A 14,658-nucleotide genomic window follows, 5' to 3' on the forward strand; every position below is an offset into this window, starting at 1 on the left:
GACAAGTGCAGGAATGAGAAAATCAGTTCACCCTGCATCTACTCGTCAGTAATACTGTTGATCTCGACAAATACGAGATTTTTCGTCCTGAATGCAGCCTCTGCGGACACTTGGCAGAAGCTTAGAATTCAAGGGTTCCTTCCTGATCGGACCCAGCACAGGGATGCGCCCAGCGCAGAGTCCGCACGCCCGACCGATCCGCTCGGCTAGGCCGCTGCCTGACGAAGCCGCTCGGCTGCGGCCGAGATGCGCTCATCGGTGGCCGTCAACGCGATCCGCACATGGTCATCGGCTGCCTCACCATAGAATTCGCCCGGTCCGGCAACGATGCCCAGCTCAGCGAGATCGGCCAGTGAGTCCCAGCAGCTCTTCCCAGCCGTCGACCACAGGTAGAGTCCCGCGCTCGAATGATCGATGCGGAATCCGAAGTCGACGAGTCCAGAACGCAGCAGTTCCCGCCGCTGTCGATAGACCTCTTTCTGAGCCAGCACGTGTGCGGTGTCCCGCAGGCCGGCGATCATGGCCGCCTGGACCGGGAAGGGCACGATCATTCCCGCGTGCTTGCGCGAACGGGTCAGGTCGGCGATGAGCTCGCCGTCACCGGCGACGAACGCGGCACGGTAGCCGGCGAGATTCGACTGCTTCGACATCGAGTAGACGCTGAGCACACCCGTATGGGACTCCCCCGCGACCGAGAGCACGCTGGGAGCCGGTCCGTCCGATTCCCAGTTGAGCAGTCCGTAACATTCGTCGGACGCGAGAACGACTCCGGCGGCACGAGCCCGGCGGACCACCTCGGCGAGGGTGTCGGCATCGAGCACCTCCCCGGTCGGGTTGCTCGGGGTGTTGATCCACACCAAGCCGATGCCCTCGAGCGAAACTCCGGCGACGATGTCGGCGGCGTCGATGCGACGGCACTCGACTCCCGCGATCGTTGCCCCCATCTCGTAGGTCGGGTAGGCCGCGGACGGGCAGGCCACGGCCAGCCCCCGCTGTCGAAGACCCAGCAGCGTGGGCAGCCAGGCCACGAGCTCCTTCGAGCCTACCGTCGGCAGGATCTCGGTGGCGGGATCGAGCTGGACGGAATGCCAGTTCTCATACCACCAGGCGATCGCTTCGCGCAGCTCGGCGGTTCCCGCCGTCGTCGGGTACCCGTGGGCGTCTGACGCATCGGCCAGAGCCCGACGGATCACCTCAGGCGTGGGATCGACGGGCGTGCCGATCGACAGATCGCACACACCATCGGAGTGTTCGGCCGCGCGGCGGCGGAAGTCGGTGAGCCGGTCCCAAGGGTAATCCGGCAGCTCAAGTCCGTAGGAGGTCACCATTGCTCAGACGTCGTGGCTCTGCGGGGGAAGGGCGGAGATGATCGGATGATCCTTGTGGGTGTTGCCGAGCTTCGCGGCACCACCGGGCGATCCGAGGTCATCGAAGAATTCGACGTTCGCCTTGTAGTACTCTTCCCATTCGTCCGGGACATCGTCCTCGTAGAAGATCGCCTCGACGGGGCAGACAGGTTCACAGGCACCGCAGTCGACACACTCATCGGGGTGGATGTAGAGACTGCGTTCGCCCTCGTAGATGCAGTCGACAGGGCATTCGTCGATGCACGCCTTGTCTTTGAGATCGACACAGGGCTGGGCAATGATGTACGTCACTGGACTGACTCCTCGCAAGACTCACAGATGGTGCGCATATACGTCCCACAATACGCCTTCGCCCGATCTCCTTGCCCACCCGTCTCGGGTGATTCGCATTGCATCTGCCCCGGGCGGTGATGCGTTGCGGCGGCGGGCCGCCGTGGTGACTTAGGCTGGGAGGGCACAGATCCGGCGGAGGAAGGCGAGAAGTGGACGATCTGCAGCCCGGCAGACGAGTGGTCGTGCGGTATGCGCTCGATCCCGGGGACACCCATTCGACCTCTGATGCGCTCGGCGTCATCACCGATGCCGACGAGGCGGGTGTCGAGATCGACACGAAGCGCGGTCCGCTGCGCATTGCCCGAGCCCAGATCCTCCTCGTGCACGAGGTGCCGCCGGCCCCGACGAAAGCCGGCCGAACTCATGAGATCGTATCCGCCGTCGACCTCCGCCGAATTTCGGCCGCGGCCTGGCTGCCGCAGGATGTGTCCTGGCTGCATGTGGAGAACCTGCGCAACGAGGGCAGCGAATCCGGCGCGGATATGAGCCTGCTCCAGAAGGGGTGGCTGCTGCGCAATTCCGAGTCCGCGACGCGACGGGCCAACAGCTGCCTGCCCGTGTCCGATTCCGGCCTGGGCTGGGAACAGGCCCTCGACGCGGTCGAGGAGTGGTATCGGACGCGGGAGAAGCCCAGTCGGATCCAGATCTACTCGGCCGATGATTCGGCCGCGCTGGCACCGGAATGCGAGGGGCTTGCTCCCCTGCTCTCGGCACGCGGCTACACCCCCTCCGAGGCGGTGCTCCTGCTCACAGGTGCCACCGCGGAAGCCGCGGCAGGTGCGTCCTCCCCCGCCGAGGCGGCCGCCCCCGGTCTGCTCATCGACGTTGCCGATGCGCCGACTCCCGAACATTTCGCGGCGTGGACGAGTCAGCGCAGTCCCGGCGACGCTCCGGATTCGGCCGAAGCCTTCCGTGCGCTCATCGCTGCCGACCAGCCGTGTGAGTTCGTCACCGCCTACGCCGCGCATCCCGACGGCTCCCGGTCGATGGTCGCCGCCTGCCGTGTCGTGGAACGCAGCAAATGGGGCGTTGTCACGAACCTCATCACCCGCCCCGACCTGCGCCGTCGAGGCGCCGGGCGATCAGTGGCGCAGGCGGCGGCAGCTCTGCTCGCTCAACGTGGTGTGCGGTCTTACCTCGTCGATATCGAAGCCGGCAATGAAGCGTCGATCAACCTCTTCACTTCACTCGGAGCCACCGTCCGTCATCGTTCGTGGTACGCCGAGCAGCGCTGAGTTCGGCCAGCTGAACCGCGGCCGAGTCGCACACACGCGGAGACGGTCCCGAACAGCGTCGGGTTCAGTCTTTGCACTCGACCTTGTTCACGGGGCGGTAGACGGTGGTGAACCCGTCCTGCGTCGTCCGTCCCGAGCTGATGTCCTTGAGGGTGCGGGTGATCTTGATCGACCATCCGCCCTTCGGCGCCTGCGGGGTGCAGGAAGGACCGCTCTCGGTGACGGATCCCGGTGAAGTGCGGTTGAACCGGTCGGAGGCATCGGCCGAGACCTCGTACTTCTTGACGCCGAAGACCTTCGCATGGACTTCCCCGCCCTTGAGGTACATGTCGAGGACGACCGGTGACTTCGAGGTGTTCGTGAACTTCAGGTCGATCGACGACCAGTCGAGCGTCGACTCCCGGCCCTCGGGGTAGCGGGAGATGTAGCGCGAGTGGGCCTGGTGCTCGTCGAGGTCGAATCCGGCGAAGAACGCCGCATTGAACAGAGTCGTCGACACCTGCGAGACTCCCCCGCCGTAGTCCTCCTTCATCTGTCCGTCCGAGATCACGCCGGCGGGCTTGTACCCGTTGGCGCCGGTGCGCTGGCCAAGGGCCTCGTTGAGGGAGAACTGCTCACCCGGCTGCAGCACGGTTCCCGAGACCTTCTTCGACGCCACGCGCAGGTTGGTGTCGCGGTTGGGATCCGAGCTGTACCCGGTGGAGAAGTGGGAGACGGTCGAGGACATATCCGCCTTCTCCGCGTCCTTCGTCGTGAAGTCGGGTTTGACCGAAGCCAGGGAGACCGTCGGGTTCTCGTCTTTGCCGTTGATGGCATCGGTGACCGCGGCGCTCAGTTCCTTCGCTTTGATCCCGATGCCGTCCTCGGCGGGAACGACCTGCGGCTTTCCGTCCTTGATCGTGTAGCTCGCATCCTTCGCCGGTTTGCCGATGCCCTTGTTCGCGGCGAGCACCGATTCCTGCAGTTCGTCCTGGTCGAAGACCGGAACGAGTTTCGAGTCCTTCGCCTTGAATGTCAGCGTCTTCGCAATGATCTTCGGAGAGACACTGAGCTCACCGCCCTTGACGGACGAGTCCGCGCCCTTGCCGGGCTTCGCGGTGATCGTCACGTCTGCGCTCACCGCATCCTCGGCGAACCCATCGGCCGTCTCCTGCGCCTCGGCGGTGGTGATGTCCGGTTCCACGTCGCTCGGTTCGACGGGCAGCGCCCCATCCGTGCGCAGCCAATGCTTGTCGATCGCGGTGCGCACCTGTGCGGTGTCGACAGTCTGCCCGTTCTTCCCGTCCTTGACCTTCGGAGTGGTCTTCTCAAAGCTCAGCTCCGCGTTCGTCGGTTCGACGGCAAGCGATTCGGTGACCTTCGCAGTGGCGGAGTCGAACTTCTCCTCATCGACGTCGATGACCGGGGCGACCTCGTCCTCCCCGAACAGGCGGTGCCAGATGACGGTGGGGTCGAGGGAGAATCCCGTGACTCGCTCGACCGTCGCCTCGGCGTCGAAGGTGATGCCGGCCTTCGTCGGATCGAGTTTCGCCGTCGGCTCCCCGGCTTGGAGCACAATCGTCTTCTCCGCCTTCTCGCGCAGATCGTTGCGCAGAGTGTTCTCCGCTTCGGTGGCGCTCTTGCCGCCGATGTCGATGCCGGCGACGGTGGTTCCCGATCCCAGCACGCGTCCGCTGAAGAATCCGATGATGATGTAGAGCGCCGCAAGGACGACGACGCTGAGCAGGACGACGACGGGCCAGATCTTCTTCCGCGCGTCATCACCGGCCGGCCGCCGACCGGGGTGCGAGTTTCCGTCGGATAGGGTCTGAGTCGACATCATTCTCCCGAGAATGTCGCGAACGACTGGTTCGGCTGTGTGCGGACGAGTCTAACGAGTCTAACGAGTTCGACTCGGCCCGCGCACGCTGATGAATGAGAACACCGCTGCCAGCAGCATCGGTCCCAGCAGCCAGACGACGGAACGCAGCATACCGGTGACGATCATGTCGGCGCCCGGCAGCCAGCTCGGCTGTCCGAGAATGTAGGACAGTACGGCGATGACCACTGCTGCCAGGAGCATCGGTGCGCTGCTGCGATACATCGTCTTCAGATGCCACAGCCCCGCCGCGGCCAGCAGCAGAGACAGCACGAGGCCCCACGGCAGAATGAGCGGAGTATCGCCGAGGTTGACCACCGTGGCATTGAGATGCTGCATGGCACCGAGCAAGGCGATGATCACCGCGAGCACGGCAGCGTGCAGGTACGCGAAGACCCCCGGTCTGCGCGGTTCCCGACGACGACGCATCGGCGCCGCACCCTGTTCCTGGGCATCCACCGCTGCGAGGTCGAGACCGGTGAGCACGTGCGGAGCCGGACCCTCACGCAGCGCCTCGGCGGGAATCTCAGCTCCGGCACCGATGGAGAAGTACTCGTGATCGCCGATCGCCTGCCCGACGCCGTTCGACAGGGCGAAGAAGCGATCGGAGACGCTGACCTGGGTGCGGTGGGCCTGCAACGCTGTGCGTTTGGCCGGGAGCACCGAGGACACATCCTGACCGATGACGATCTGACCGACCGGAGGTTTGGCCGGGATCGAGTCGGCGGCGGCGAACCCGGTGGCAGCGAATCCATCCTGTGCGGGGTCGAAGATTCGGCGGGCCACATCGGTGGGGGTGTCGACAAAGAGCAGCCGACCGACCCGCCATTCGGCGAGGTCGATCGCGGCCGTCGTCGCTTCGTGGACCCGGACGTGGTCGGGGTGGCCGTAGCCGCCGTTGGCGGCGTAGGTGATGACCGCGTGCGGGCAGAAGGCGTCGATGACCGCGGCGATTTGCCGTGCCACGGTCGTGACATCGGCCGCGCACAGGGCATCCTCGGACATCTCGGAGGCGGGACGGGCATGACCGTCGGGGCCCCATTCCATCCCCGAGTCCTCGAAGACGCGTGTGGATCCGCCGAGGAAGGTGTGCAGGCGCACCCCGAGGGCACGCATCGCCTCGGCGATCTCCTGTTCGCGGACCTCCGCCAGACCGGCACGGTCGCCTTCGAGGTGTTTGAGCTCGGCCGGGATCACCTCGCCGCCCTCACCGCGCGTGGCGGTGAGGACCATGACCTCGGCACCCTCGGAGACCAACGCAGCGATTGTGCCTCCCGTCGTGATCGTCTCATCGTCGGGATGAGCGTGCACGAGGAGGACGCGTGGCGTGGCGGTCATGTGTTCCTGGGTGCTCTGGGTGCTCGAGGTCATACGGTGTGCTGGATCAGGCGTTCTGGCGGCGCAGCTTGGCGTAGAGCTTCGCACGTTCCTTCTGATCGAGCTCAACCTTGCGGATGCGGATCGCACCGGGAGTGACCTCGACGCATTCGTCCTCACGGGCGAATTCGAGGCTCTCCTCCAGGGTGAGCCTGCGCGGCGGGGTGAGGTTCTCGAAGGTGTCCGCCGAGGCCGAACGCATGTTCGTCAGCTTCTTCTCCTTCGTGATGTTGACGTCCATATCGTCGGCACGGGAGTTCTCGCCGACGATCTGGCCCTCGTACACCTCGGAGGTGGGTTCGACGAAGAAGGATCCGCGGTCCTGCAGGTTGATCATCGCGTACGGGGTGACGACACCCGGGCGGTCGGCGACGAGTGAGCCGTTGATGCGGAACTCGATGCTGCCGGCCCACGGGGCGTATCCGGCGGAGATCGTGTTCGCGATGCCGGTGCCGCGGGTCTCGGTGAGGAAGCGGGTGCGGAATCCGATGAGACCACGCGCGGGAACCTTGAATTCCATGCGCACCCAACCGGTGCCGTGGTTGGTCATGGTCTCCATCACACCCTTGCGGGCGGCGAGCAGCTGGGTCACGGCGCCGAGGTAGTCCTCCGGAACGTCGATCGTGAGCTCCTCGAAGGGCTCGTGGAGTTTGCCGTCGACCTGCTTGGTCACGACCTGCGGTTTGCCGACGGTGAGTTCGAAGCCCTCGCGCCGCATCTGCTCGACGAGGATGGCCAGTGCGAGTTCACCGCGCCCCTGCACCTCCCACGCGTCTGGGCGCTCGGTCGGGACGACCTTGAGCGAGACGTTGCCGACGAGCTCCTGGTCGAGACGGTCCTTGACCATGCGGGCGGTCACCTTCGTCCCCTTCTCGCGGCCGGCCAGAGGCGAGGTGTTGATGCCCACGGTCATCGAGATCGCAGGATCGTCGATGATGATCGCCGGCATCGGCTTCGGATCGTTGATGTCGGTGAGCGTGTCGCCGATCATGATGTCTGGGATGCCGGCCACGGCGACGATGTCGCCGGCCGAGGCCTCCGTGGCGGGGACGCGGTCGAGACCCTGGGTCTCGAGCAGTTCGGTGATCTTCACCGTGCTGATGTCGTCGCCGCGGGCCCATGCCACCTGCTGGCCCTTCTTCAGCGTGCCGCCGAAAATGCGCAGCAGAGCCAGACGGCCGAGGAACGGCGAAGCGTCGAGGTTCGTCACGTGGGCCTGGAGGATGCCGTCGGAGTTGATCTCCGGGGCCGGGATCGTCTCGAGGATGGTCTTGAACAACGGCTCGAGGTCAGGGTTGTCCGGAACCTCTCCATCGGCGGGCTGTTCGAGGGAGGCGGCACCTGCCTTCGCGGCCGCGAAGACCACGGGCACGTCGAGGACGGCGTCGACGTCGAGGTCGGGAACCTCATCGGCGAGATCGGAGGCCAGCCCCAGAAGCAGGTCCTGCGCTTCCTCGACGACTCCGTCGATGCGGGCATCGGCACGGTCGGTCTTGTTGATGAGCAGGATCACCGGCAGCTTCGCCGCCAGCGCCTTGCGCAGAACGAAGCGCGTCTGCGGCAGCGGGCCCTCCGACGCATCGACGAGGAGAACGACGCCGTCGACCATGGACAGTCCGCGTTCGACCTCGCCGCCGAAGTCGGCGTGGCCGGGTGTGTCGATGACGTTGATGACGATGGGGTCTTCACCGGCCGAAGGGCCGTTGTAGAGGACCGAGGTATTCTTCGCGAGGATGGTGATGCCCTTCTCGCGTTCGAGGTCACCTGAGTCCATGACGCGTTCGGCGAAGTCACCGTGTTCGCTGAACACACCGGTCTGCCGGAGCATGGCATCGACCAGCGTGGTCTTGCCGTGGTCGACGTGTGCGACGATTGCTACATTGCGGCGGTTTTCCCGTCGTGTGATGGCTTCAGTCATCAAGAACCTTTTGAGATAGAGAGATCGGTCCAGCCCGGACCCAACAGACGATTATACGGCCACTCGCTCACAACCGTTGACAGCCGGGGTCCGGGACTCGGCACGACCGTAAATGCGAAATGTGGGTCACAGACCCGAAGGCAGACCGACAGTAGGAGCCGATCTGCTTCGGTTCTGCGACCACATTCGCCGGCAGACAGCGGGATGCTGCGTGCCCGAATCGCCGGGTCAGGCGTTCATCGTGGCTTCGAGGACGGCGTCCCTGGCCCCGCGACGCTTGCGCTTCGCAGGCGCGATCAGGCCGCGTGACTCACGACGCCAGGTCGATTCCAGCTCCGGGGATGGCCGCGAGCAGCTCCCGGGTATAAGCCTCCTGCGGGGACTCGAACACTCCGGCCGCCGAGGACTGTTCCACCACTCGCCCCTTCTCCATCACGATGACCTGATCGGCGATCTGCTTGACCACCGCGAGATCGTGGGTGATGAACAGATAGCTCAGCCCGAGGTCGGCCTGCAGTTCGGCAAGCAGACCGAGGATCTGTGCCTGGACGAGCACGTCGAGAGCGGACACCGCCTCATCGAGAACGACAACCTCCGGTTCGAGCGCCAGGGCGCGGGCGATGGCCACTCTTTGGCGTTGGCCGCCGGATAGCTCATTCGGATAACGCGACATCACCCCTGCGGGCAGGGACACCTTGTCGAGAAGATCGCGCACCTTCTTCTCCCGTTCCGACCTTGATCCGACCTTGTGAACGACGAGCGGCTCCTCGATGGAACGGAAGATCGGGTACATCGGATCGAGTGACGCATAAGGATTCTGGAACACCGGCTGCACCCGCCTTCGGAAGTCCAACTGACCGGCACCGGTGCGCAGTCCCGCGATGTTCTTACCGTCGAACTCCACGGAGCCCGAAGTCGGCTCGAGGAGACCGAGCACCATCCGCGCCACCGTGGACTTCCCCGAACCCGACTCCCCCACGATCGCCGAAGTGGTTCCCCGTTCAAGGTCGAAGCTCACCGAGTCGACGGCGGTGAAGCCGATCTTGCGTCCCAGCGCGCCGGCCCGCACCGGGAACTCCTTTGTCAGGTCCCGCGCCCTGATCACGTGCGGATGCGCCACGGCTTCCTCGGCCTCCTGAGCGACGGTCTCAGCAGCCTCCCGGACCTCCTCCCGCTCCTCCACCGCGATCCGGTGGCTACGCAGGGACGGCGCCGAGGAGATCAGCCGCTTCGAATAAGGATGCCGAGGATTCTGAAGTATCTCCAAGGCGGGACCTGATTCCACAACATTGCCCTTGTACATAACGATGAGGTGATCCGCTCGCTCCGCGGCCAAGCCCAAGTCATGGGTGATAAGCAGTAGCGCGACTCCGAGCTCATCGGTAAGAGAATTCATATGATCGAGGATCTGGCGCTGGACGGTGACGTCGAGAGCGGAGGTCGGCTCATCGGCGATGAGCAGCTCCGGTCTGGCTGCCAATCCTGCGGCGATGAGCGCTCGCTGCCTCATCCCACCGGAGTATTCGTGCGGGTACTGCGCTGCTCGTTCAGCAGCGTTGTTCAGTCCAGCTTCCTCGAGGAGTTCTATGACTCGGGCGTCGGCCTCCCCCGGGTCGGCGATGTCATTGACCTCAACGACTTCCTTCACCTGAGACCCCACCTTGTAGAGTGGGTTGAGGTTCGACATCGGGTCCTGCGGGACAAGTCCGATCTTCGAACCGCGGATACTCTCCATCGTCGCGTCGTCGGCTTTCGTCAGATCGTTACCCTGGAACTCGATGGAGCCAGAGGTGACATGTCCGGTGCCCGGCAGAAGGTCGATGATGGCGTGCGCCGTGGTCGATTTACCGGAGCCGGACTCTCCCACGATCGCTACAGTCTGGCCAGCGTAGATCGTGAGATCGACGCCATTTACCGCGGGTACCTCCTTTTTGTCGGATGTGAAGGCGATATGGAGATCTCTGATGGTAAGTAGCGGTGCGGGCATCATTTCCTCACTTTGGGGTCCAGTGCGTCCCGGACAGCGTCGCCGAGCAGCATGAAGCTGAGCACGGTCAGCGCCAGTCCACCGGCCGGGAATAACAGCACATGCAGATTGGATCCGGTACGAACTTGACTCTGTGCAGCTGCGATGTCGTTGCCCCAGGACACGATCGAGCTGGGCAGACCGATACCGAGGAAGGATAGGGTCGCCTCGGCGACGATGTAGACACCGAGGGAAACGGTCGCGGTGACGATGACGGGAGCCAAGGAGTTCGGGATGATATGACTGAACAGCGTCTTCATCTGAGAAGAGCCGATCGCCTTGGAAGCGTCGACAAACTCGAGATGTTTGATCTCCAGCACTGCTCCGCGGGCGATCCTCGTGAACTGCGGCCATCCGAAGGCCGCTAGCGCGATGACCACTGCGATCACTCCGCCCCAATACCCACGGTCCGGCCAAATGTTGTTGAGCGCGGAAAGCCCCACGATCGCGGCTAGCAAGAGCGGGATCGCGAAGAAGATATCCGTGACACGGGAGACGAAGGCGTCGACCCAGCGCCCGTAGTATCCTGCCAGGGCTCCAGTGATGATTCCGATGATCATCACGATGATGGTCGTGAGCAGACCGACCACCACCGAGGCCCGGGCACCGTGAATGACACGGGAGTAGACATCGTACCCCTGTTTGTCGAAGCCGAAGGGGTGCCCTGATTGCGGACCCTGTAGGCTCTTCGACAGATCTGCCGATCGGGGGTCGACCCCGCTGAAGAGTCCGGGAACGATCACGATCACCAAGATGAAGAGGAGCAGCACGGCGGAGACCCAGAAGAGCCAATTGCCCTTGAGTACCTTCCACGCCTCTTTCCACTGACTCTTCGGTGCTTCCGTAGTGTCCACGGTTCCGGTAGCTTCGAGCGGAGTCTGCTCGATGTCGGCGACGAAATGGTTCTGGCCGGGCAGAGGCTGCTCGGCCGATGCGGTTGGGTCAGACATAGCGAATCCTCGGGTCGAGAGCGGCGTAGAGAAGGTCGACGAGCAGGCTCATCACCACGTAGATAAGCACCATAACCGTGACCACGGAGACGACAGTCGGGTTCTCACCGCGCAGGATTGCCTGATAGGCGAGATTGCCGATGCCATTGATATTGAAAATTCCCTCCGTCACCACGGCGCCACCCATAAGCGTTCCTAAGTCAGCGCCCAAGTAGGTAACCACGGGAATCATCGAATTTCGCAGTACGTGCCGCCTGTTCACCTGAGTCCGGGGCACACCGTGAGCCAACGCTGTGCGCACATGGTCTGCACCGAGATTCTCAATCACCGATGTCCGGGTCAGCCTGAGCACATAGGCGAAGGAGACAAGACCGAGCACCACTGCGGGCAGCACAAGGTTCGTGAAGGTCACGTTTCCGCCAACGGTGGGCGGAACCCACCCCAATTGGACTCCGAAGACGAGTTGCATCGTAAAGCCGAGCACGAAGATTGGGATGGCGATGACGATGAGCGAGACGACGAGCATGGTCGAATCAAATATCTTCCCTCGTCTGAGTCCGGCATAGAATCCTGCGATGACGCCGAGGACCGCCTCGATGACCAGCGCCATAAACGCAAGCTGGAAGGTCACAGGCAGGGCTCGAGCAATGAGATCAGATACGGGCTGTCCAGAGTAGGAGAGACCGAAGTCCCCGACCATTGCACCTTTGAGGAAGAGCAGCCATTGGACGATGAAGGGCTGGTCAAGGTGGTATTGCGCTTCGATTTGAGCCCTGGCTGTCTCCGAAACCGGCTTCTCACCGAACAGGGCAACGATCGGATCACCCGGCTGGAGGAAGACCATCGCGTAGATTAGAAGAGTGGCTCCCAGCACGACCGGAATCGTCTGGAGAAGTCTGCGTGCTATGTATCCCCACACAGTTTTTCGCCTTCCTGCAGAAGGGAGTGCCCATGCCCGAGGCGATTGCCCGGGCATGGGCACTCACGATGGTGTGTCAGTTCTTGACGATGAGGTGGTACGCCGGCTTATTCTGCCAGGTGAACTCGAAGCCTGAAGTGTCGGCACTAGCCGCACCGTAGGAATTGCGAGTCCACAGCGGGATTGCAGGAAGGTCTTCGAACAAGACTGCCTGAGCCTTGGTCATGTCCTCGTTCCGCTTCTTTCCCTCAGCGGCCGCGGCCTTGCGGATCGCGTCATCGAACTTCTTATTCGAGTAATCTCCGTCATTCGACCCTGCTCCCGTCCCGAACACGGAGGCAAGGTAGGAGAATGCCGATGGGTAGTCCGGCTGCCATCCGGTGCGGAAGGCAGAACCGATCTTGCGGGAGGTGATGAGCTCGCGGAACTCGGCAAAGGTGGAGATCGGCTTGGGTTCGGCCTTGATGTCGAGATTCTTTCGCACCTGGTTAGTCACGGCCTCGACCCATTCGGTGTTGCCCGCGCCGTCAGCGTTGAAACCGAGCTCGAACTTCCCTTCGAACTTGTTGATTTTGTCGGCTTCGGCCCAGAGCTTCTTCGCCTCGTCAGCATCGAATTCGAGCACCTCATTGCCGGGAACATCCTTGGATGCGTCAGGCATCGCCGGAGAGCTGAAGTCCACAGCTGGCTCGTGCGTGCCTTCGAAGATCTGCTCCGTAATGGTCTTCCGGTCGATGGCTCGGGAGATGGCTTGACGACGCAGCTTACCCTCTTTGTCATCACCGAAGTGCTCGAGCGAATCGGGGATCGTCACTGTCGTATTGATCGGACCGGGCTTGTTGATCGCCTGGATGGATTCGTCTTCTTCGAAGGTGGACAGGGCACTTGGCGGGATCTCATCGCTGACGTTGAGCACACCGGACTGGACATCGGTATACGCAGCCTCGGGATCGGTATAGAACTTGAAGGTGATGCCACCGTTCTTCGGCTTGCGATTGCCGTCGTAGTCCGGGTTCGTCTTCAATTGGGCTTCGACGTCATGATCCCAAGATTCCAGGGTATAGGGGCCGTTTCCGATCGGCTTCTCGCCGAATGCCTCCATGTCTTCGAACGCCGACTCCGGTAGCGGGAAATAGCTCGAATAGCCGAGGCGGTCGGCGAAGTCCGAAGCGGGACTCTTGAGCTCGATGGTGAAAGTCGAATCGTCCTTGACTTCGAGGCCTGAGATGCCCTCGGCCCCTTTCTTGAAGGTGCCGTCACCGGTGGTGCCCTTGATCGGTTCGAAGAAGTACGCGCCCAATTGGGCGTTCTCCGGATCCGCACCGTAGTTCCAAGCGTCGACGAAGGAATCCGCAGTCACAGGAGTACCATCACTGAACTCCCAGCCGTCCTCGAGCTTCACGGTCCAGTTGACGTTGTCCTCGGACTCGATCGATTCCGCGACTTCCATCTGAGTCTCGCCTTCCGGCGAATAGCTCACCAGACCGGCCCATAGTTCGTCGACAATGTTTCCACCCCCGACCTCATTCGTCGAAGTCGGGATAATCGGGTTCTGCGGTTCGATGCTCCTGGCCGCGATCGGTGTATCGGAGTCACCGCCTTCGTCGCCGCCCGACGAACCACAACCGCTCGCGATCAGCCCCAGAGCCGTGGCACCTGCCACGAGCGCGGGAATGCGCTTTGCCTTCTTCATGGACGTCCTTCTTTCTATGTCGAATGCGACCTCCGGCTCGGGCAGTGTGACTCACTCAGGAAGCACCACTGCTACCCAGTAGTACTCCTACTCAGGAGTGCAGAGTCGCTGCCCGCTCGGAGGGGATAAAGACGACTTTATCAGCAGGCTCACATTCTGTTACTGAAATCACGTGGCTGTCCGGTGAAGGCAAGACGTACTGCAGTGATTGTCGGGGAATGGTGGACAGTTGTCCTGTATTGACGGACCAGGTCTGCCTGATGCTTCGGGATACTCTCGGTCTCTTCGAACGCGTCAGGTTGCCCTCCAGCGCGCCTTGCCGGCGGGCGAAGATCAATATAGAAACGGCAAGCTTTGTCCAGTCTCAGTGGTTACGATGACCAGGTGGCCAGCAGTGAGATGGATCGCAATTCAGGAAGTCTTCAGCCGACCGTCGTGCGGACGACGAGTTCGACTGCCCTGTACTTCGTCGCCAGCGGGCTGAGCGCCATCGGCGCCGTCTCGATCCTCATAGGTGACTTCTCCCTGCGCGGACTCGCCGCCGCCGGGATCCCCCTGGCAGTCGGGGCTCTGGTCTTCGTGCTCTATCGCTTCCCTCGTGTGGAGCTGCACCGTATGGAGCTCATCCTCGTTAACCCTTGATCCACCGATCTGCTTGATGTCCGGTGGCCCACTCGAATTTGAGCTTGGGCACGATGAGTGGGCAGGAGGTAGTGTCCCGGTCTCTCACCGGTCTCTTCCACATTGAGCCTCCCAGAGCCTCCTCCATGACTGCGGTCTCGGGCCCCCTTTCAAGGGCGAATTGGTCAGGTCGACATTGTCCGGGGTGGTCCCAACGCCGATTGCCATAACCGGGAGAACTCCGTCGCCCACGGCCAGGCTCTGGGCAGGTGCAGGATCAGTTTCCTGGCCCGGTGAGCAATCCGAGCCGGAACCCCGATGATCCGTGTCCGCAGCGTCTGGGCGCGCACTTTGCTCATCC

At 62.9% G+C, this 14,658-nt stretch carries 11 protein-coding genes and 1 pseudogene; 2 read left to right on the forward strand and 10 right to left on the reverse strand.

Annotated elements, in window-relative coordinates:
* Positions 1–206: 206 nt before the first annotated feature.
* Both dapC and fdxA read right to left on the reverse strand, forming a co-directional pair.
* The gene (gene dapC, locus ACPUD7_RS07860) at positions 207–1,328 is read right to left on the reverse strand and encodes a succinyldiaminopimelate transaminase (RefSeq protein ID WP_135538804.1); all 1,122 of its coding nucleotides are present in this window, start codon (positions 1,326–1,328) and stop codon (positions 207–209) included.
* Positions 1,329–1,331: 3 nt separating this feature from the next.
* On the reverse strand, positions 1,332–1,658 hold the full coding sequence (gene fdxA / locus ACPUD7_RS07865; protein ID WP_135538806.1) for a ferredoxin: 327 nt from the start codon (positions 1,656–1,658) through the stop codon (positions 1,332–1,334).
* A 191-nt stretch (positions 1,659–1,849) separates the two neighbouring features.
* On the opposite strand from fdxA, the gene ACPUD7_RS07870 reads away from it, so the two are divergent.
* A complete protein-coding gene (locus ACPUD7_RS07870) occupies positions 1,850–2,935 on the forward strand; it encodes an N-acetyltransferase family protein (protein ID WP_425119552.1) in 1,086 nt (361 codons plus the stop codon).
* 64 nt (positions 2,936–2,999) lie between these two features.
* On the opposite strand, the gene ACPUD7_RS07875 is transcribed toward ACPUD7_RS07870, so the two are convergent.
* The 7 genes from ACPUD7_RS07875 to ACPUD7_RS07905 form a co-directional block, all read right to left on the reverse strand.
* A complete protein-coding gene (locus ACPUD7_RS07875) occupies positions 3,000–4,757 on the reverse strand; it encodes a VanW family protein (RefSeq protein WP_425119553.1) in 1,758 nt (585 codons plus the stop codon).
* Between the two features lie 57 nt (positions 4,758–4,814).
* Positions 4,815–6,131: a PIG-L family deacetylase gene (locus ACPUD7_RS07880; RefSeq protein ID WP_425119554.1), complete on the reverse strand. Its 1,317-nt coding sequence runs from the start codon at positions 6,129–6,131 to the stop codon at positions 4,815–4,817.
* A 46-nt stretch (positions 6,132–6,177) separates the two neighbouring features.
* Positions 6,178–8,088, reverse strand: a complete 1,911-nt coding sequence (gene typA / locus ACPUD7_RS07885; protein WP_425119555.1) for a translational GTPase TypA — start codon at positions 8,086–8,088, stop codon at positions 6,178–6,180.
* A 310-nt stretch (positions 8,089–8,398) separates the two neighbouring features.
* The gene (locus ACPUD7_RS07890) at positions 8,399–10,078 is read right to left on the reverse strand and encodes a dipeptide ABC transporter ATP-binding protein (protein ID WP_205683320.1); all 1,680 of its coding nucleotides are present in this window, start codon (positions 10,076–10,078) and stop codon (positions 8,399–8,401) included.
* Positions 10,075–11,064 carry an ABC transporter permease gene (locus ACPUD7_RS07895; protein ID WP_135538814.1) on the reverse strand — a complete coding sequence of 330 codons (990 nt, stop codon included), beginning with the start codon at positions 11,062–11,064 and terminating at the stop codon, positions 10,075–10,077. Before ACPUD7_RS07895 ends, ACPUD7_RS07890 begins: the two co-directional genes overlap by 4 nt.
* Positions 11,057–11,983: an ABC transporter permease gene (locus ACPUD7_RS07900; RefSeq protein ID WP_205683321.1), complete on the reverse strand. Its 927-nt coding sequence runs from the start codon at positions 11,981–11,983 to the stop codon at positions 11,057–11,059. Before ACPUD7_RS07900 ends, ACPUD7_RS07895 begins: the two co-directional genes overlap by 8 nt.
* A 76-nt stretch (positions 11,984–12,059) precedes the next feature.
* On the reverse strand, positions 12,060–13,676 hold the full coding sequence (locus ACPUD7_RS07905) for a peptide ABC transporter substrate-binding protein (RefSeq protein WP_135538818.1): 1,617 nt from the start codon (positions 13,674–13,676) through the stop codon (positions 12,060–12,062).
* Positions 13,677–14,060: 384 nt separating this feature from the next.
* Here ACPUD7_RS07905 and ACPUD7_RS07910 point away from each other — a divergent pair, with 384 nt between their 5' ends.
* Positions 14,061–14,318 (forward strand): hypothetical protein, encoded by a 258-nt coding sequence (locus tag ACPUD7_RS07910; RefSeq protein ID WP_135538820.1) that lies wholly within the window; start codon positions 14,061–14,063, stop codon positions 14,316–14,318.
* Positions 14,319–14,482: 164 nt separating this feature from the next.
* Here the strand turns inward: ACPUD7_RS07910 and ACPUD7_RS07915 are convergent.
* Positions 14,483–14,658: pseudogene (locus ACPUD7_RS07915) on the reverse strand (IS1380 family transposase); the annotation flags it as partial.

It is taken from the genome of Brevibacterium sp. FAM 24630 (assembly GCF_049804075.1).
In the GTDB taxonomy this organism is placed as follows: domain Bacteria; phylum Actinomycetota; class Actinomycetes; order Actinomycetales; family Brevibacteriaceae; genus Brevibacterium.